Source organism: Bacillus sp. 1A, from assembly GCF_052682215.1.
Genome location: NZ_JBQYLZ010000001.1, coordinates 5,995,667 through 6,015,825, shown reverse-complemented (window position 1 = coordinate 6,015,825; position 20,159 = coordinate 5,995,667). Strand labels below are relative to the sequence as shown.

18 protein-coding genes and 1 pseudogene are annotated in these 20,159 nt (G+C 34.6%); all 19 read left to right on the top strand.

All coding sequences use genetic code 11. The features are described from left to right. Positions 1–220 precede the first annotated feature (220 nt). The 19 genes and pseudogenes from ACUN0F_RS30800 (at position 221) to ACUN0F_RS30710 (ending at position 20,143) form a co-directional block, all read left to right on the top strand. Positions 221–475: a hypothetical protein gene (locus ACUN0F_RS30800; RefSeq protein ID WP_000857650.1), complete on the top strand. Its 255-nt coding sequence runs from the start codon at positions 221–223 to the stop codon at positions 473–475. A gap of 131 nt (positions 476–606) precedes the next feature. Then, the gene (locus ACUN0F_RS30795) at positions 607–1,110 is read left to right on the top strand and encodes a nitrous oxide reductase accessory protein NosL (RefSeq protein ID WP_046956759.1); all 504 of its coding nucleotides are present in this window, start codon (positions 607–609) and stop codon (positions 1,108–1,110) included. A gap of 439 nt (positions 1,111–1,549) precedes the next feature. Next, positions 1,550–2,428, top strand: coding sequence for an ankyrin repeat domain-containing protein (locus ACUN0F_RS30790; protein ID WP_431098246.1), 879 nt, complete (start codon positions 1,550–1,552; stop codon positions 2,426–2,428). Between the two features lie 575 nt (positions 2,429–3,003). Beyond that, positions 3,004–3,570: a glycerol-3-phosphate responsive antiterminator gene (locus tag ACUN0F_RS30785; RefSeq protein WP_000472008.1), complete on the top strand. Its 567-nt coding sequence runs from the start codon at positions 3,004–3,006 to the stop codon at positions 3,568–3,570. Continuing rightward, positions 3,567–4,664 carry an ABC transporter ATP-binding protein gene (locus ACUN0F_RS30780; RefSeq protein ID WP_264462944.1) on the top strand — a complete coding sequence of 366 codons (1,098 nt, stop codon included), beginning with the start codon at positions 3,567–3,569 and terminating at the stop codon, positions 4,662–4,664. The genes ACUN0F_RS30785 and ACUN0F_RS30780 overlap by 4 nt, the downstream gene beginning before the upstream one ends. Further along, a complete protein-coding gene (locus tag ACUN0F_RS30775) occupies positions 4,664–5,596 on the top strand; it encodes a carbohydrate ABC transporter permease (RefSeq protein WP_264462945.1) in 933 nt (310 codons plus the stop codon). Before ACUN0F_RS30780 ends, ACUN0F_RS30775 begins: the two co-directional genes overlap by 1 nt. Next, positions 5,593–6,414: a carbohydrate ABC transporter permease gene (locus tag ACUN0F_RS30770; RefSeq protein WP_264462946.1), complete on the top strand. Its 822-nt coding sequence runs from the start codon at positions 5,593–5,595 to the stop codon at positions 6,412–6,414. The genes ACUN0F_RS30775 and ACUN0F_RS30770 overlap by 4 nt, the downstream gene beginning before the upstream one ends. 21 nt (positions 6,415–6,435) lie before the next feature. Next, entirely contained in the window at positions 6,436–7,812 is a 1,377-nt protein-coding gene (locus tag ACUN0F_RS30765; protein ID WP_000060583.1) for an ABC transporter substrate-binding protein, read from the top strand. Positions 7,813–8,229: 417 nt separating this feature from the next. After that, entirely contained in the window at positions 8,230–8,934 is a 705-nt protein-coding gene (locus ACUN0F_RS30760) for a metallophosphoesterase family protein (RefSeq protein ID WP_000821979.1), read from the top strand. A 150-nt stretch (positions 8,935–9,084) separates the two neighbouring features. Beyond that, a complete protein-coding gene (locus ACUN0F_RS30755; protein ID WP_264462947.1) occupies positions 9,085–9,756 on the top strand; it encodes a response regulator transcription factor in 672 nt (223 codons plus the stop codon). Then, a complete protein-coding gene (locus tag ACUN0F_RS30750; RefSeq protein WP_418910060.1) occupies positions 9,753–11,003 on the top strand; it encodes a sensor histidine kinase in 1,251 nt (416 codons plus the stop codon). Before ACUN0F_RS30755 ends, ACUN0F_RS30750 begins: the two co-directional genes overlap by 4 nt. 206 nt (positions 11,004–11,209) lie before the next feature. Then, on the top strand, positions 11,210–12,031 hold the full coding sequence (locus tag ACUN0F_RS30745; protein WP_000728598.1) for a hypothetical protein: 822 nt from the start codon (positions 11,210–11,212) through the stop codon (positions 12,029–12,031). A 13-nt stretch (positions 12,032–12,044) separates the two neighbouring features. Continuing rightward, the gene (locus ACUN0F_RS30740; protein WP_264462949.1) at positions 12,045–12,794 is read left to right on the top strand and encodes a C39 family peptidase; all 750 of its coding nucleotides are present in this window, start codon (positions 12,045–12,047) and stop codon (positions 12,792–12,794) included. 253 nt (positions 12,795–13,047) lie between these two features. Next, positions 13,048–14,091, top strand: a pseudogene (locus ACUN0F_RS30735) (HAMP domain-containing protein); the annotation flags it as partial. Then, positions 14,083–15,030, top strand: a complete 948-nt coding sequence (locus ACUN0F_RS30730; protein ID WP_438264006.1) for a methyl-accepting chemotaxis protein — start codon at positions 14,083–14,085, stop codon at positions 15,028–15,030. The pseudogene ACUN0F_RS30735 and the gene ACUN0F_RS30730, both read left to right, overlap by 9 nt. A 79-nt stretch (positions 15,031–15,109) precedes the next feature. After that, entirely contained in the window at positions 15,110–16,711 is a 1,602-nt protein-coding gene (locus ACUN0F_RS30725) for a sensor histidine kinase (protein ID WP_000746410.1), read from the top strand. Continuing rightward, positions 16,708–17,415: a response regulator gene (locus ACUN0F_RS30720; RefSeq protein ID WP_000598659.1), complete on the top strand. Its 708-nt coding sequence runs from the start codon at positions 16,708–16,710 to the stop codon at positions 17,413–17,415. The genes ACUN0F_RS30725 and ACUN0F_RS30720 overlap by 4 nt, the downstream gene beginning before the upstream one ends. A gap of 122 nt (positions 17,416–17,537) precedes the next feature. Next, a complete protein-coding gene (locus ACUN0F_RS30715) occupies positions 17,538–18,884 on the top strand; it encodes a 2-hydroxycarboxylate transporter family protein (protein WP_445540723.1) in 1,347 nt (448 codons plus the stop codon). Positions 18,885–18,943: 59 nt separating this feature from the next. Continuing rightward, on the top strand, positions 18,944–20,143 hold the full coding sequence (locus ACUN0F_RS30710) for an NAD(P)-dependent malic enzyme (RefSeq protein ID WP_445540722.1): 1,200 nt from the start codon (positions 18,944–18,946) through the stop codon (positions 20,141–20,143). The last annotated feature ends 16 nt before the right edge of the window (positions 20,144–20,159 follow it).

Below are 20,159 nucleotides of genomic sequence, written 5' to 3'. Positions count from 1 at the left end.
AAAGTAATGAAAATTCAGAAAAAAGTGTTTTTTATTTATCATAAAAGCATTCATTCAAATGGTAAATAATTTGAAAAATAACATCATTAGAAGCATAATTTTTATTTTGGTCATTTTGTTCACGGTAGTTAATTTGAATTTTTAAAAAGTAAGCTGCTCTCCGTAAGAATGGTAGAATAAGATGAAAATATTGAAGTGTGAAATAGGGAGTAGATTTTATATGAAAACGAGAATGGAAGAGATTTATAGTTCTTATGAAGGAAAAGTAGAAGAGATTTTTGTTAATGAATCTTCTTACGTATATGAGTGGGAAAATTTAATGATGATCCGAAAAAATAACGGTGAGCTTGAAAAAGTTGCGGTCGGTATTAGTGGAAATATAAGATTAGTAAATGTAGTTGCTGGGCAGCAAATTAATACAGATACATTATTAGTTAAGTTAGAAGACGATTTATTAATTACAGGTTGTGAATGATGAGAGATGTGTAGAAATGGCTACACATCTTTTTTTGTCTTTATATTACAAAAAGTACATTATTTTTTCACAAATCTCACACAACTTTTTGATATGCTCCTTGTGGAAGATACGGTTAGGGAGGAAGTAAAATGAGAACAAAGTATGTGACACTTGCTATATGCTTATTCTTTGTCTTTACGATAGTAGGATGTGGTAAGAAACAAGCAGAGGCTGTAGCGATTGATGAAAAACATGATAAGTGTGATATTTGCCAAATCGGGGTAATGGATAATCAATTTGCAACAGAAGTCATTTTAGAAAATGGAAAAGCGTTAAAGTTTGATGATATCGGTTGTATGTATAAATGGATGGAGATTAATCCAGGTGAAAAGACGAAAGAAAAATTTGTTCGAGATTATGATTCGAAAGAGTGGATTTCGTTAGAAGATGCGACTTACGTATATGATAAAACAATAACGACACCGATGGCTTATAATGTCATTTCATTTGAAAATAAAAAGGATGCAGAGAGTTTTGTGTCTAACTATAAAGGGAAAGTTCTTTCATATAAAGAGCTAGCAGAGCATAAATGGGAAATGAATAAAGAGATGATGGGGAACCCGAAAAAGGGAAATCACGGTGGTCATCATTAATACTAAAAAAAGACAACTACATAAGTTGTCTTTTTTTAGTATTACTCAGGTGCAAATATAGAAAAGGTGTAAAATTTTTAGAAGAACGGTTACAATGGAATATAGTAACCTAAAGCAATCATTTACCCCGTATTAACGGGCAGTAAAACTCCCACCTTAAAATTAGGCAGGAGCAAAGAAGTTAGGTGGGAGATCAACAGCCCGTAAATGCCCGATTGGTGCGGGCTGATAATCAGTGAGGTGAACCCTCCCACTGATTAAAGTTTCACTTTATGTACTTTTTAGAAATGTATACAAATGCGGTAAAATCGTGCTAAACTAATTGCTTCATAATGTTAATGATGAGGCCATCAGGCGCATCATTCCAATAGGTTGAGAAACATAGTATAGGTTTTAAGATAATCCGATTAAAGAAGGAATATAAAGGGCTTATGGATAAATGTACTCAAGAAGAGTTATTGTATGTGATGGAGGAATGGTTAAGAAAACATTATCTTTCATAGGAGCTGTAGTTGTGAGAAAACAAAAAATTTTATTATGTATGTTATTAGGACTTTTAATGACGGTAGTGGCTTGCGATAAGCAAGAGGAGCCAGAATCGAAACCGGTTCATGTGAAAAACGAAAAGAAAAAAGAAAAGCATAAAGAACAGGAAGAACCTAAAGAAGAAAAAAGTATAAATTTAATGGACAAACAGTTGCTACTTTCTGCGACTCTTGGCGACACGGAAACAGCTATGAAGCTGATTCAAGATGGAGCCAATATAAATGTAGAAGGTGACAACGGAGAAACTCCTATCCTTGCAGCTACGTATCAAAATCATGTAGAGACAGTTAAAGCATTAATTGGTGCAGGTGCTAATATTGAAAGGAAAGATGAGAAACAAAGCAATCCATTTCTTTATGCAAGTAGAGAAGGATATACAGACATTGTAAAGCTACTAATTAATGCAGGGGTTAATACGAAAGAAATTACTAAATCAGGTGGAACAGCACTTATTTCTGCATCTGAACGTGGCCATGTAGAGGTTGTAAAAGAATTGTTAGAGCATACAGATATTGATGTGAATTATAAAAATGCTCGTGGTGGAACGGCTTTAGTAGAAGCAATCGTATTAGGAAATGGTAGTGAAAATCATAAGAAAGTAATTCAAATGCTTATTGACCACGGGGCAGATGTAAATATGGCCAATAAGGAAAATATTGCACCACTGCAATATGCTGAAAAAAGAGGTTTTAAAGATATTGCAAATATGCTGAGGTTAGCTGGAGCGAATGAAGTCGTACAGCCACAACCACAACCACAACCGGTGGAATAACAAGATAAAGAAATAAAAAGTACGAAATAATCTCATTTAGATAGACAGAATGAAGAAGTCATTTAGTATGATGGATTCAGTAATGTGTATTTGAATGGGATTTTTGTTTTGAAAAAATTATTTGAAGAGAGGTATAGATAAGGAGTTTCAAGGAAGTAGTGTTGGTGTTGTTGCCATATGGACAATATCAATACAAGAAGAAACATACTTCTGGGAGTAACTTTACTTCAAACAGTGATAAGAAAATTAAAAAACATTAATTATAGAATATTAAAGGTGGCGGGGAGTTGGTTTGTATCATTCATATGTAATGATTAATGTAAAAGGGAATATGGTGAATATTAATATTCGATTAACACCTAATTAACAATCTATCAAAACTGACTTAATAAATGCGTAATATAGTAAAGGTAACAGAATAACTAGGGTAGAGAACATTTGAGAACACCCGCTTACATATAACGTGCCACTTTCTTAGGTGTGCTCTACTTCCTAGAGTTCAAATAAGGAGAAAGGTGTTCTATGTAAGTAGGTGTTTTTAGTTTGGATAAAAATTGAAAAGCTAGGTGGAACGAATGTTTAAAGAACCTTATATTGCGATGATAAAAGATTGGAAAGGGTACAAAACATACAAAAAATTACCGAAAACAGTTTTTCTTATGACTGGTTCAATGCTGGAGTTACCAGAGCGTGTATATGAATTACAGAAGCATGGACATGATGTATTTCTTCATTGTGACTTTATACAAGGTTTAAATACAAATACAGAGGAAGCTCTTTTGTATATTCAAGATGTTATCGGGGCGCAGGGTATTATTTCAACAAAAGGTTCGACAATTCGGAATGCTAATAAAATTGGATTAAAAACGATTCAACGCATTTTTATTGTTGATACTTTATCTCTTACAAAATCAATTGAGAATTGTAAAACGACTAAACCGAATGCGGTAGAGATTATGCCTGGTATTATGCCTTCCATTATTAAGAGGTTAGCAGAGGAAATAGAATTTCCTATTATTGCAGGCGGATTGATTCAAACACGAGAAGACGCGGAAATTGCTATTCGGGCAGGAGCAAGTGCAATTTCAACAAGTCATTATGAAGTATGGATACAAGAAGAAAAAAGGAGTGCAATCTTGTGATTGAATTGAAAAATGTTTCAAAGGTGTATAAAAATGCGGAAGAGACAGCGGTTAAAGGTGTATCGGTTCACATTAAAAAGGGCGAGTTTTTTGTTTTAGTTGGACCTTCAGGATGTGGGAAAAGTACACTATTACGAATGATTGCTGGTTTAGAAGAGATTTCTTCGGGGGATTTAATTATTAATGAACATGTTGCAAATGATTTAGAGCCGAAAGACCGTAATCTATCAATGGTATTTCAAAATTATGCATTATATCCACACTTATCTGTAGAAGAAAACATTATATTTGGGCTTAAAGTAAGAAAAGTACAAAAAGAAGAGCGACAAAAGCGATTAATGGAAGCTATTGAAATGGTAGGACTGAAAGAGTATGTGAAAATGAAGCCAGGTCAATTATCAGGCGGACAAAGGCAACGTGTTGCGCTTGCCAGGGCGATCGTAAGTCAAGCGCCGATCTGTTTAATGGATGAACCACTTTCAAATTTAGATGCGAAATTACGTGCGCAAATGAGGATTGAAATTAGAGAAATTCAACGACGTCTAGGAATTACAATGATTTATGTTACTCACGATCAAATAGAAGCGATGACTATGGGAGATCGTATCATGGTCTTAAATAAAGGAAGCATACAGCAAGTTGGAACACCGCTTGATATATATAATGAACCAGCGAATGAATTTGTTGCAAGCTTTATAGGGTCTCCTTCGATGAATATAAATGATGGAGAAGTGGACAAAGAAAAAGGCTTATTACATATAGGGCAATTGCAAATTCCATTATCTAATGGACGATTAAAACAATTACCAGAAGGAACAATTCGAATAGGTATGCGTCCTGAACATATTGAACTGTCTGAGGAAGGGGAAGAAGTTACGTTACAATCTGTAGAAGTATTAGGGAACGAATCTATATTAAACTTCGCGGTAAATGGAACAACTTGGAGTGCAAAAGTCATTGGACAGCTACTCCTGGACAAAGGTGACAAAGTAAAATTATTATTCTCACAAGATAAGTTATGCTTCTTTCATCAAAATACGAATGAACGATTAAAAGTGGTAGCTGAAGAAGAGTTGAAAGTGGTGGCGAAATAATGATTGAAGTAGGCAAGTTACCAGCCCAAGCAAAAATGTCAAAAAAGAAGAATTTATGGAGTAGAACGAAAGATTTAAGAATAGGATTATTGTTTTTGGCGCCATCTATTTTACTGTTTTCGATTTTTCTTTTTTATCCATTATTTAGGACGATTTACTATAGCTTTTATTTAACAGATATACAAGGAGAAGCTAATCTTTTTGTTGGCTTAGAAAATTATCAATACTTATTTTCTGATCCTGCTTTCTACAAAAGCATAAAGTCAACTTTATTATTTGTTGTATATACAGTGCCTACGAGTATTATATTCGCTTTATTTCTTGCATTGATTGCAAATGGAAAAGTAAGAGGTATTGGGTTATTCCGTGTGTTATTTTCTTCCACTATGGGAATATCAGTAGCTGCTAGTGCGGTGATTTGGCTATTTTTATTTCATCCAAGTGTCGGGTTATTTAATAATATATTAGCCTCTATGAATCTACCTGCAATCGCATGGTTAACGAGTCCAGATTGGGCATTGTTCTCTGTATCGGTTACAACGGTTTGGGTGAATACAGGATTTGCATTTTTAGTTATATTAGGTGGTTTACAAAATATTGATACGTCTTTATATGAGAGTGCATCTATAGATGGCGCTAGTTATTTATATAAGCTTCGCCGTGTTACATTACCGATGCTATCACCAACTTTATTTTTTATCGTGACAGTAACGTTAATTAGTGCGTTCCAAAGCTTTGGACAAATTGATATTTTAACGCACGGTGGACCAAATGATGCAACGAATTTAATTGTGTACTCGATTTATAAAGAGGCGTTTGTGAATCATCAATTTGGAACAGCAAGTGCACAAGCGATGATATTATTCGTTTTCATTTTTATTGCTACATTGATTCAATTCAAGTTTGCTGAGAGAAAGGTGCATTATAAATGATCGTTAAACAGTGGAAACAAAATTTCCTATTATACATGCTGCTCATTATTAGTGCAGTAATTGTGTTTTTTCCTGTACTCTATGCGTTTTTAATAAGCTTTATGACACCAGATGATATTCAAATGAGAAGGCTATTTCCGACCCAATTTACTTTCGATAATTTTATTAATATTTTTCAAAAAGTACCGCTTTTTACATACTTGTACAACAGTTTAATTGTATCGACGATTGTTATGATTGGACAACTTATCGTATCCAGTTTAGCAGCTTATGCTTTTGTTTTTCTTCAGTTTAAAGGAAGAAACCTTATTTTTTTCCTGTTTATTTCAACGATGCTTATTCCGTGGGAAGCAACGATGGTACCAAACTTTTTAACGATTCAAAACTTCGGTTGGATCAATAGTTTTGCTGGGATGACAGTGCCGTTTTTTGCAACAGCTTTCGGTATTTTCTTGTTACGTCAACATTTTATGACGCTTCCGAATGAACTGAAAGAAGCAGCTTTTATTGAAGGGATTGGAAATGTAAGGTTTTTATTTAGCGTTGTAATTCCGTATTGTAAAACGAGTTTTATTACGCTTGGAGTATATAGTTTTTTAACAACATGGAATATGTACTTATGGCCACTCCTAGTGACCACTGATGAAAAAGTAAGAACAGTTCAAATTGGTGTAAAGCAGCTTCAGTCTCAAGAAGTTGCAACTGATTGGGGAAGCGTAATGGCCGGTGTTACGGTTATTGTCATTCCAACACTGATTTTACTATTTGTAGGGCAAAAGCAATTACAACAAGGATTAACAAAAGGTGCAATTAAATAACTAAGGGAAGGTGAGATTAAAATGAGTTTAGTTAAAAAAGGTGCTGCTCTATTAATGGCAGCAACAATGGCATTATCTAGTGCCGCTTGTTCAAGTAGTAAAACGGAGGGGAAATCTGAAGCGCAGGCAAAAGTAGCACCAGTTGAAAAAAATGGTGATAAGACAGTAATTCGTTTTTGGCATGCGATGGGTGGAAAAACACAAGGCGTACTAGATGGGCTTGTTGCAGACTATAATAAGTCACAGAATAAATACGAGATAAAGGCAGAGTTCCAAGGGACATATGAAGAGTCTTTAACGAAATTTAGAACGATGTCTGCTACGAAAGAAGCGCCAGCTCTTGTTCAGTCAAGTGAAATTACAACAAAATATATGATTGATAGCAAAAAGATTACGCCAATTGATAGTTGGATAAAAAAAGATAAGTATGATACTTCAAAGTTGGAAAAAGCAATTACAAATTATTATTCAGTTGATGGAAAAATGTATTCTATGCCATTTAATTCATCTACACCAGTATTAATTTATAATAAAGATGCTTTTGCAAAGGCGGGATTAGATCCAGAGAAAGCCCCACAAACATATGCAGAATTACAAGAAGCAGCGAAAAAGTTAACGATTAAAGAAGGCGGAAATGTAAAACAATATGGATTCTCCATGCTGAATTATGGTTGGTTCTTTGAAGAATTGTTAGCGACACAAGGTGCTTTATATGTAGATAACGAAAACGGCCGCAAAGATGCTGCAAAGAAGGCGGTATTTAACGGTAAAGAAGGACAGAAAGTATTTGGAATGTTAGATGATTTAAATAAAGCTGGTGCACTTGGAAAGTATGGAGCAAGTTGGGATGATATTCGTGCCGCGTTCCAATCTGGACAAGTTGCTATGTATTTAGATTCTTCAGCTGGTGTTCGCGACTTAATTGATGCATCTAAGTTTAATGTAGGCGTGTCATATATTCCATATCCAGAGGATTCGAAACAAAATGGTGTTGTTATTGGCGGAGCATCATTATGGATGACGAATATGGTTTCAGAAGAAACGCAACAAGGTGCTTGGGACTTTATGAAATATTTAACGAAGCCAGACGTACAAGCAAAATGGCATACTGCAACAGGCTATTTCTCTATTAATCCAGATGCATACAATGAACCATTAGTAAAAGAGCAATATGAAAAATATCCACAGCTAAAAGTAACAGTGGAACAATTACAAGCGACGAAGCAATCTCCAGCAACTCAAGGGGCTTTAATTAGTGTATTCCCAGAATCACGAGATGCAGTTGTAAAAGCATTAGAAGCAATGTATGACGGGAAGAATAGTAAAGAAGCATTAGATGAAGCTGCCAAAGCAACTGATAGAGCAATTAGTATTTCAGCTCGCACGAGTCAAAAATAAGAAAAAGCCGTATCCCGAAAAAGGATACGGCTTTTTCAAGGAGATAAGGGATCAAAAAAATGAAGAAGTCTTATCTCTTTTATATGAGTAAAGGGTCTAGAATGAATCTTGTCCTTTTCATTATTTGTTTAACTCCATTGCAACTTGTTTACCATTTACGAAAACCTCTGCCACCGCTACTATAACTTCCATCACTTTTTTCATGTCTCATCTCTCCTTGTTTTTTTGTTTCATTTCTTACTTTTAGTATAAGGAAATATAGCACTTGCAACTATCGAATTGGATGACAAGAGACTTACATTGTTGTAAGGACAATCGTTTTATTTGTAATAAATGTGATTTTGAATGTGGATTCAGAAATTTCTGTTGTTTTGAACTATAATTAGAAAGAGAGTGGCTTAGAAAGAAGGGAATAATATGAAAAGAATTCTTGTTATTAGTGATATTCATGGAGAAATAGAAAAGTTCGAACAGTTATTGGAAGAAGCTCAATATGATGCAAGACAGGATCAATTGATTTTATTAGGGGATTATGTGGATCGTGGTCCAAATGCGCGTGCTGTAATTGAAAAGGTAAAAGAGTTAAAAGAAGAGGGAGCCTTCGTTCTAAAGGGCAATCATGAAGATATGATGATTAAAGCGTTAACGACAGATGAGGAACGTTCATGGAATCATTGGGTAAAAAGGAATGGTGGAGATAAGACTTTATACAGCTATGGCTTTGTAGAAGAAGATATTGTGGTTAATGAAGAAGTCTTCCAAAAACCGATTTTACAATCGCATGTTTTAGAGGACCATGTAAAATTTATTCAAGAATTAGATCAGTACGTTGAGACAGAAGAGTATATATTTGTACATGCCGGTGTTGAGCCATTGAAGCGAGTTTCGGAATGTGAACCATATACGTTAATGTGGATACGTAATGAGTTTCATAGTGGGTATAGTGGTGAAAAGGTTGTTGTATTTGGTCATACGGAAACAAAAACGCTTCATGGTAGTGAGAATTGCGGCGTGTATTTTGGAAGTAATCGTATTATAGGGATTGATGGCGGTGCTGTATATGGTGGCCAGTTAAATTGTTTAGAATTGCCGAGTAAAAAGGTATACGTAGTAAAAAGTTGAAAGAGATAAGGGGAATCTTATTTCTTTCAATTTTTTATTAAGCTAAATTTAAGGAAGAGCTTTTATAATAAATCTTCCAAATTTTACATTGAGAAAAACGTTGAAATGTAATTATAAATAGGATTGAACAATATGGTGGAAGGTGAGAATATGCGCTTACTCGTAGTAGAAGATAATGCTTCTTTATTAGAGTCTATTGTCCAAATATTACGCGACGAATTTGAAGTAGATACAGCATTGAATGGAGAAGATGGATTATTTCTAGCGTTACAAAATATATATGATGCCATTTTGCTTGATGTGATGATGCCAGAAATGGACGGTTTTGAAGTGATTCAAAAAATACGTGATGAAAAAATTGAAACACCAGTCCTATTTTTGACAGCGAGAGACTCTCTAGAAGATCGAGTGAAAGGCTTAGATTTTGGTGGAGATGACTATATTGTTAAGCCGTTTCAGGCTCTAGAATTAAAAGCAAGAATTCGTGCGTTGTTACGAAGAAGTGGTAGTCTAACAACAAAGCAGACTATTCGTTATAAAGGGATTGAACTGTTCGGAAAAGATAAAGACGTTCAAGTAGATGGACAAAGTATGAAGTTAACATTAAAACAATATGAGCTTTTAGAGTACCTTATTCAAAATAGCGGAAAGATTTTAATGCGTGAACAAATTTTTGATCGTGTTTGGGGATTTGATTCAGATACGACAGTAGCAATTGTAGAAGTATATGTACATCATTTACGTAAAAAATTAGAGCCATTCGGTTATCAGAAAGATATTCAAACTGTTCGAGGTATTGGATATATATTAAAAGAACAATGAAAAAGGGAAGCATGTTTCAGAAAACACGCATTCGATTGACTATATTGAATTCATTAGTATTTATTATCTTGATAGGTGTATTAGGCAGTATCATTTATTCATACACATATAATCGTATTTATAATGAAGTAGATAAATCGATAGGAAAATCCGTTCAGCATAGAAAGAATTCAGATGATAAAAAACTACCTAAAAAAATCAGGGGATATCCTCCGATTGGGGATCCAAGGATAATGGAGTTAACTTGGCTTGGAAACACAGTGGAGATAGGTATTGAAAACGGCAAACGCCGTTTTATCTTTGAAGATAATTTGGAAAAGTTTTCTCCAAAGAAATTAGGAACTTTGCAAGATATAGAAGTGCAAGGGCAATATTTTAGAACGTTTGCATTTCAACAAGATACAAAAATAGTTCAAATTGTACGCGATATAACAGCTGAAAAAGAAATGTTAAATACTTTATTTTTAATTCTTGTTATTGGTTGTAGTGTAGGAAGTTTATGTGCAATAGGCATCGGCTTTTTCTTAGCCGGCAGGGCACTCGTACCCATTCAAAATTCGTGGGAAAAACAGCAGCAGTTCGTTTCGGATGCATCGCATGAATTAAGGACACCACTTGCGGTTATTCAATCAAAAACGGATGTGTTATTCCAGTCACCATCTGCGACAATAGAAGAAAAAGCGATGGATATTTCTACGATTTCAAAGGAGTGTCGACGATTATCTAAGCTTGTAACTAATTTATTATTGTTAGCACGTTCGGATTCTAATCAAATTGAGATGGATAAGAAAACATTTGAAATGGATAAATTGTTAGAAGAAATAGTAGATCCATATAAGGAAATTGCTTCATATCAAGAAAAAGAAATGATATTGAAAGTAGAACATGACATATCATTTATGGGTGATAGAGAGAGAATTCATCAAATGATGGTCATATTGTTAGATAATGCGATGAAGTATACGAATGAAGGTGGTCATATTCAAATCGATTGTACGCAAACGAACAGTTCGATTCGTATACGGGTGGAAGATGACGGGATAGGGGTTAAAGATGAGGACATCCCAAAATTATTTGATCGTTTTTATCAAGGTGATAAAGCGAGAAGTGCGTCAGAAGGAGCGGGATTAGGCCTTTCAATCGCAAATTGGATTGTAGAAAAGCATTATGGGAAAATATCAGTAGAGAGCAAATGGGGAGAGGGTACTTGTTTTGAAGTGAATTTCCCTAAAAACCAAAGAATATAAGTGAGAAGACGATCTTGTTTTTGCAAGATCGTCTTTTTTTAAGGGAAAGTTAAGAAACTATTTATAACATGTATGATATACAGAAAGTTCGCCCTATGAAGAAGTGATTATAAAAAGGTATTTGAAAAGATTATATCGATCATAATGTTATTTCGATTATGTATAGGGAATGATGGAAAAGAAAGTGTAAGAGGGAGGAATTAATTTTGAAAAAGAAAATGATGACGGTATTCACTATTGGAGTAATGAGCTTAAGCATATTAGGGGGTGCCTCTCCTTCTGAAACATCACAAGGAAAGACAAATTACACGCAGCGCAGTAAAGAACAATTAAATAATGGGAAGATACATGCGGTGCATACAGAAGAAAAGGCGGAGAATCTAGGTATTGAAACGGAAGGGAAAGAACAAATTACGCTAGAAAAAGAAATTCATGAGACGGAAGTAGGAAGAGAAGCTGAACAGTTAGGAATTTCGATTGAAGGAAAAGACGTTGGAACTCTTTCAGAAGAAATCTATGAAACAAAAGTGAAGCAAGAAGCGTTAAAGCTAGGCATATCTATAGAGAATACAACGATTGTAAATTTAATTAATCAAATTAATACGATTAAAATTAATGATGAAGCGGATAAATTAGGCATTTCGACAAATGGAAAAGAAATAGAAGACACTGAGGAAGAGATCTATGGAACGAAAGTAAGAGAGGAAGCAGGGAAGTTAGGTATTTCCAAAAAAGGAAAAGAGATAGAAACGTTAGCGCAAGAAGTGTACGAACAAAAAGTGCAGGAAGAAGCAAAAAAATATCATATTGATTTGTATGGTAAAGATATATATCAAGTATTAAGCGAAATTAATGAACAAAAAGTGTTACAAATGGCAGATGAGCTTAATATGGATAAAACGAATATGAACGTTCAAGAATTAGCAGAAAAAATTAAAAAAAATCAGCCTGAAAAAGGAAAAGAACTAAATTTTGTACCGGTGATTCGCACGGATGCTGACGCGTTTTATTCTTATTTAACGAACTAAAAAGGGCGTGAGAGTGATACGGAGATGGAAGTGGTATATATGTATGGCTTTACTAGCTATAGCAGTATGGAATGTATATACAAATGGTATTACAAAGTATGTGGAGAAGTTAACATTCTTCAATATACAAAGCGGAAAAGAAGCAGATTTTAGTAATAATGATGAAAAGGTCATCTTATCGAATGTACCTTTAATTCAGCAATTACCAGAGCTAGATAGAGGCTGTGAAGTGACTAGCTTAGCGATGATGTTACAATATGCAGGCATTACAGTGGATAAGATGAAATTAGCAAATGAAATAAAGAAAGTTGATTTTATGAACGATGGTGTACGTGGGAATCCGAATGAAGGATTTGTAGGGAATATTTATACCTTTTCTGAATCCGGATATGGTGTATATCACGGACCACTTTTTCAATTAACGAAAAAGTATTTACCTAATAAAGCTGTGGACTTAACAGGGAAGAGTATAGAAGAACTTTATAAGAGTGTAAAAGCAGGACAACCGGTAGTTATGATTACGAATGCAACATTTGCGCCATTAGATGAAGATGAATTTACTACATGGGAAACAAATAGCGGAGATGTTTCTATTACGTATAATGAACATTGTGTAGTACTGATTGGATACGATGAAGAATTTGTATATATTCGGGATCCTCTCGAGGATAGCCTAGATGTAAAAGTGCCGAGAGGAAAATTTGAAAAGGCATGGATGCAAATGGGGAGTCAGGCGATTAGTTATGTGAAAAGCTCTAAATGAATTAGTAAGGAAATAGATGTAAGGAACTGTAAGAGGAGTTTTTGTGGGTGTTTTTTGTTAAGAAATAAGAGAACCTCAGCTTATTATATAAGCTGAGGTTCTCTTATTTTTTATGATTAAATATTTAGAAGTAGTGAATATGTAAAAATACATAATTGACAAAAAAAATTACATGTTATCATTATATATTGTTTTATATATGTTACTTGTATAAAATTACACAAGTATCCACATTACATAAAGGAGGATTATTATGCAAAAAATATTTAACTGGGTTAAATGTATGAGTATCAAGAAAAAATTAATCATTTCATTTTTTCTTATTTTAACTATACCAGGACTTATTATCGGTGGTGTTTCATATCAAACTGCCAAAACAAATTTTGAACAACAAATTACAGGTAAAGCAAAGGAAAATATTTCAGTTTTAAATACTGTTATTTCTCAAAATATAGAAGAGAAATTTGTTGATGCGGCGTACTTTGCAGACATTTTAACAGAGGATACATATCCAAACGGACAAGAAGAAATAGTAAGAACGAAGTTAACGCAATATATAAAACTTCATCCAGAAGTAGAAGGTATTTATATTGGAACACAGGCAGGAAAGTTTATAAGAGAACCATTTATCCAAATGGCTGATGGGTATAATCCAACAGATAGATCTTGGTATAAAGAAGCACATGAAAATAAAGGGAAAGTAATTGTTACTGCACCATATCAATCAGCATCTACTAAAAATATGGTAGTGACAATTGCTAAAGAAGTAAAAGATGGTAAAGGTGTTATAGGAATTAACTTAAATTTAGATAACATCTTAAAAATTTCCAAAATGATTAACATTGGTGAAAAAGGTTATGCAGTTATTCTAGATCAAAATAAGCAAATTGTTAGTCATCCATCTAGAAAACCAGGTGCAAAAGTTACTGATCCGTGGATTAAACCAATTTATGAAGAAAAACAAGGAAATGTGTCTTATACAGAACAAGGCGATAAAAAGAATTTAATCTTTGCAACAAATGAGAAAACAGGATGGAAAGTAGTTGGGGTTATGTTCGACGAAGAAATTACCCAAGCTGCGAATCCAGTGTTTTATAAGACTTTGATTGTCATTGCCATCGCTATTGTATTTGGTAGTGTATTAATTTATTTCATTACAAAGTCTATTACAAGACCATTAAGAAAAATAGCTGACTCGGCACATAAAATTAGTAAGGGAGATTTGACAGAGAAAATTACAATCCATTCCAAGGATGATATAGGGAAATTAGGGAATTCATTTAATGAAATGTCTGCCTCTTTACAAGATGTGATTACTCAAATTAGTTTTTCAGCAGAACATGTCGCTGCATCGGCTGAAGAGTTAACAGCGAGCGTACAGCAAGCAAATGATGCGACAGATCAAATTACAATTGCAATGGAACAAGTATCAGGTGGGGCTGAATCACAAAGTCAAGGTGTTGAAGAAGGTGCGGCTACATTACAACAAGTAAATACAGCAATTCAAGATGTAACTGGAAGCGCGGAATCAATTTCTATCTCCTCATTACATGCGAGAGAAAGAGCTGAAGAAGGGGAAGAATTGGTTGAACAAACAGCAAAACAAATGCAGTCTATTTCTAAATCGGTATCCGAGTCAGATGCTATTATTAAACTTCTTGATGAGAAATCAAAGCAGGTAGGAGCTATTTCTGAAGCGATTCAAAACATCGCTACTCAAACGAACTTATTAGCTTTAAATGCGGCTATTGAAGCGGCAAGAGCAGGTGAACAGGGCCGAGGGTTTGCTATTGTAGCTGATGAGGTTAGAAAATTAGCGGAGCAATCAGGAGAATCATCTGGAGAGATTGCAAATTTAATTGCAGAAATTAAGGCGGATATTGAACATACTGTTAAGGCGATGGATAATGTGAATGGAGAAGTTCAACAAGGCCTTGATGTTGTAACAAAAACGAAAGCAAGTTTTACGGAAATTTTAAGTTCTACTACACATATTGTTTCTCAAGTTAATCAAATGGTAGAAACAACGAAGAGAATTGCTGGAGATGCAAATGAAGTGACAAATGCTATTGATGAAATTGCAGCGGCTGCAGAAGAAAATACAGTTAGTATGCAAAGTGTTGCTGCTTCAACAGAAGAACAAGTGAATTCAATGGAAGAAATTAGTTCAGCTTCGCAAAACTTAGCTGGGATGGCCGAAGAACTACAAGCGATGACTAGTAAATTTAAAGTATAATAACAAGCAGATAAGTAAGGTGATATTATTTTCACCTTACTTATTTTTCTATTCAGCAATTAGGGGAGTCATTAACGGGATGAAAAAAAGAAAAAGATTATGGAATTTATGGAAAACGATTACATTGTTAGTTTGTACAGTTGTAATTTTTTCTTTACTTGTGACAGATATATTAATTAGTCATAATGTAGAACGGACGACGGAGGATAGCCAAGCAGAGAAAGCAAAAACAATTGCACACATTGTGGCGAATGATTCAATTGTAATCGATGGTTTGATTGGGAAGGCAGATACTTCTGCAATCCAAACGTATACAAATAGAATATTAAAAAACACAGGTGTTCAATTTATTGTAGTTATGGACATGAATGGAATAAGAAAATCACATCCAAATCCTCAAAAAATAGGCCATCATTTTATTGGGGGAGATGAAGGGCCTGCATTGAAAGGAAAGGAACATGTATCGCTGGCAGAAGGAACTTTAGGTATTTCAATGCGAGTGTTTGTACCTGTATTTTCTGAAACAGGTGAACAACTTGGAGCGGTGGCCGTTGGTATTTCAGCAGATAATGTAAAAGAGAGAGTTAAGGAAAGTAGACATATCATTTACATTGGTGTCGGAGTTGGAGTACTAGTCGGAATTATAGGAGCAATATTGCTAGCTAGACATATAAAGAGGAGTTTATTCGGTCTTGAACCTCACAGGATAGCGAAAATTCTTGAAGAAAGAAATACGATGCTACAATCTGTAAAGGAAGGTATTATCGCTGTAGATAAAGAAGCCAATGTAACTTTAATAAATAATGAGGCAAAACGATTGTTTAAGAAAAGTGGTCTTGAAGAAGATTTTATCGGTAAAGATGTTGAGTTGTATATGCCTAATTCACGTATAAAAGAAGTATTACAAACGGGAGAGGTACAATTAAACGAAGAACAAAATATTTATGGAATTACGATTGTGACGAATCGTGTTCCTTTATATGTAAAAGGAGAAATAGTTGGTGCAATTGCAACATTTCGTGATAAAACAGAGATTAGAAAATTAGCAGAAGAATTAACTGGTATTAGGCTATATGCGGAAGCATTACGGGCACAATCGCATGAATTTATGAATAAAATGCATGTCGTATTAGGGCTTACACATATGAAGCAGTATGAAGAATTACAGAAGTATATAAGCGGTATGGTATCAGAGCATCAATATGAAATTGGTGGGATTATGAAAAGAATAAAAAGTCCAGTATTTGCTGGCTTTTTACTTGGAAAGCTTAGCTATGCTAGAGAGAAAAATATAAAATTAATCATAAGTGAAGATTCTTACATGCCAGAAATGGATGATGAAAGTATTACTCATGAACTGATTACGATTGTCGGAAATTTAATTGATAATGCATTAGAGGCAGTGATGAATTGTGAAAAGAAGCAAGTTGAAGTTGAGATACAATATGGGGATACATTAACTATTACAGTACAAGATACGGGAAAAGGTATACAAGAAGAAATAGGGGTATTATTTACGAAAGGTTATTCCACAAAGGGAGATAACCGCGGTTATGGTTTGTATCTTGTAAAAGAAAGTATACAGCGAATAAATGGGAAAATTCATATGCATTCATTAGTAGGAAAGGGAACAACGATAACAATTGAAATACCTAGAGGTAGGGATGAGAGGCAAATATGATTAAAGTTTTAATTGTAGAAGATGACCCGATGGTAGCAATGTTAAATACGCATTATTTAGAGCAAGTAGGAGGGTTTGAACTTGTTCAAGCAGTTAACTCCGTTAAAGAAGCGATAGAAGTATTAGAGGAATCACGAGTAGATTTAGTATTACTTGATATTTTTATGCCTGAAGAAACTGGATTTGAGCTTTTAATGTATATTCGCAACCAAGAAAAAGAAATCGATATTATGATGATTTCAGCTGTACATGATATGGGGAGTATTAAAAAAGCATTACAATATGGTGTAGTAGATTATTTAATTAAACCATTTACATTTGAACGATTTAAAAAGGCATTAACTATATATCGAGAAAAACTTACTTTCATGAAAGAACAAAAAAAAATTAGTCAATCGGAATTAGATTCGTTAATTTTGCAAAAAGAAAAAAGAGAGCCTACTGTCACTAAAGAGCTTCCGAAAGGATTAACAAAACAAACGATGCAATTAATTTGGCAAAAGATCGAGTCGCTGAATGGACGAGCGTTTACAACAGATGAAATGGCGCAATTAGTTGGAGTTTCAAGAGTTTCTATTCGAAAGTATGTAATGTTTTTGACTGAAGTTGGAGTATTAGAAAACGAAATGGTGTATCAACACGTAGGAAGACCAGTGAGTAAATTAAGATGTATTGACAAAAATAAAATAGAGTTTTACGTATAAGCGACTTATTATAAGTCGCTTATACTTTTTTTAATTACAAAATCAATTACAAAACTTACAAAAACTATTTTTACTATTGAAAGCGTTTTAATATTGTTATTAAGAAAACAAGGGGGTGCCATATGGGAATTCAAAAGAATGTGGAAGCGGTATCATTTTCTGAAGGAAATGAAGTACAAAGAGAATCTTTCGCTTCTAAAATTATGAATGTAAAAATCGGTGTTATACCTTTACCGTTATATGTAGTATTGGCTGCTATTATTTATGGGGCATCTGTATATAATAAATTGCCAGCAGATATGATTGGTGGATTTGCAGTTATTATGATCATGGGTATTTTCTTAGGCGACATTGGAATGAGAATTCCAATTTTAAAAAATATCGGCGGTCCGGCAATACTTTCGTTATTTATTCCATCATTACTTGTATTTTTTAACTGGATGAATCCAGCTTCAATGGAAGCTGCGACTATGTTAATGAAAAAATCGAACTTTTTATATTTATATATTTCTTGTTTAGTAGTCGGAAGTATTTTAGGAATGAATCGTAAAGTATTAGTACAAGGTTTTGTTCGTATGTTTATACCTTTAGTAGTAGGGACGTTAGCTTCTGTAGCAGTAGGATTATTGGTCGGTTCACTATTTGGGTTTGAAATGAAGCAAACATTTTTCTTTATCATCGTACCAATTGTGAGTGGTGGTATTGGGGAAGGGATTTTACCATTGTCGCTAGCGTATAGTGATATTTTAAATGAATCATCAGCAACGTTTGTATCACAGCTTATTCCAGCGGCTATTATTGGAAATATGTTCGCAATCGTGAGTGCAGGGTATATGAAGCGTTTAGGTGAGAAGAAACCGGAACTTAGTGGTAACGGTGTATTAGTGAAAACAGACAATCAAGCAGAGTTATTAAAAGAACAAAATACAGAGAAGCCAATTGACTTCTCATTAATGGGAGCAGGTTTATTAATTGCGTGTACGTTCTTCATCTTCGGAGGATTTGCTTCTAAGTTCATCGGTATTCCTGGGGCAATCATTATGATTTTCTCAGCAGCACTTGTGAAATACTTTAAATTAATGCCAGCAAAAATGGAGCAAGGAGTATTCCATTTATATAAATTCATTTCGAAGAATTTAACTTGGCCGTTAATGGTTGGACTAGGATTGCTATATATTCCGCTAAAAGACGTAGCAGCAGTTCTTTCAGTAGGATATGTTGTTGTGTGCGCATCAGTTGTTCTTACAATGGTAGCATCAGGTTTTCTTGTAGGGAAAGTGATGAAAATGTATCCAGTTGAATCAGCAATTGTAACGGGATGTCATAGTGGTTTAGGTGGAACTGGAGATGTTGCTATTTTATCAGCTTCAAATCGTATGGAATTAATGCCGTTTGCGCAAATTTCAACACGTTTAGGCGGGGCAGCAATGGTTGTAACAGCGACAATTTTATTAAAAATGTTTTCATGATCAAACAAGCTAGCTATATTCATATAGCTAGCTTGTCAAATTAAGGGGAGAATATAAGTATGTTAGAAAATCAAATTAATGAAAGATCATTGTTATTGCATAAAGAATTAGTAGGGAAAATTGAAATTACAAGTAAAGTAGAAGTAAATTCAGCGGATGATTTAAGCCTGACATATACACCAGGTGTAGCGGAGTCTTGCAAAGCAATTGCAGCAGATGAAGAAACAGTGTATGACTATACAGCACGTGGTAATATGGTGGCAGTTGTCTCAGATGGAACAGCGGTACTTGGTTTAGGGAACATTGGACCGAAAGCAGCTATGCCTGTTATGGAAGGGAAGAGTATTTTATTTAAGAAATTTGCGAATGTAGATGCTTTTCCGTTATGTTTAGGTACGACTGATGTGGATGAAATCGTTACCCTTGTGAAAAATTTAGAGCCTACGTTTGCAGGAATTAACTTAGAAGATATTGCGGCACCACGTTGTTTTGAAATTGAAAAGCGATTAAAAGCAGAAACAAATATTCCTGTATTCCATGATGATCAACATGGGACCGCTATTGTCGTCTTAGCAGCTGTTATTAATGCATTAAAAGTTGTTAGCAAACAAATGGATAATGTGAAAATTGTTATTAACGGTGCGGGTTCGGCAGGAATTGCAATTGGAAAATTATTATTAAAAGCTGGTGCAAAGCGCATTACGTTAGTTAGCTTAGAAGGTATTGTTTGTGAAGGTGAATCATGGATGAACGAAGCACAAATTGAAGTTTCCAAAAAGACAAATCGAGAATATGTGCGTGGAACGTTAAAAGAAGCGATTCATCAAGCTGATATTTTTATTGGCGTATCTGCTCCTAACGTATTAACGAAAGAACTTGTACAAACGATGAATGAGAAAGCAATTGTGTTTGCTATGGCGAATCCAATTCCAGAAATCTTCCCAGAGGATGCATTAAAGGCTGGGGCAGCTGTAGTAGGAACCGGGCGCTCAGATTATGCGAATCAAGTAAATAATGTATTGGCGTTCCCAGGGATATTCCGTGGTGCGTTAGATGTGCGCGCGACTGATATTACAGAAGAGATGAAATTAGCGGCAGCATATGGGATCGCTAACATCATTACGGACGAAGAACGTAATGTGAATTATGTAATCCCGAATCCGTTAGATAAAAGAGTTGTTCCAAGTGTTGCGGAAGCTGTAGCGAAAGCAGCCATTGATTCAGGTGTGGCGCAAATTATGAAAATACCAAGTTATTAATAGCTAAAAGCAGTGC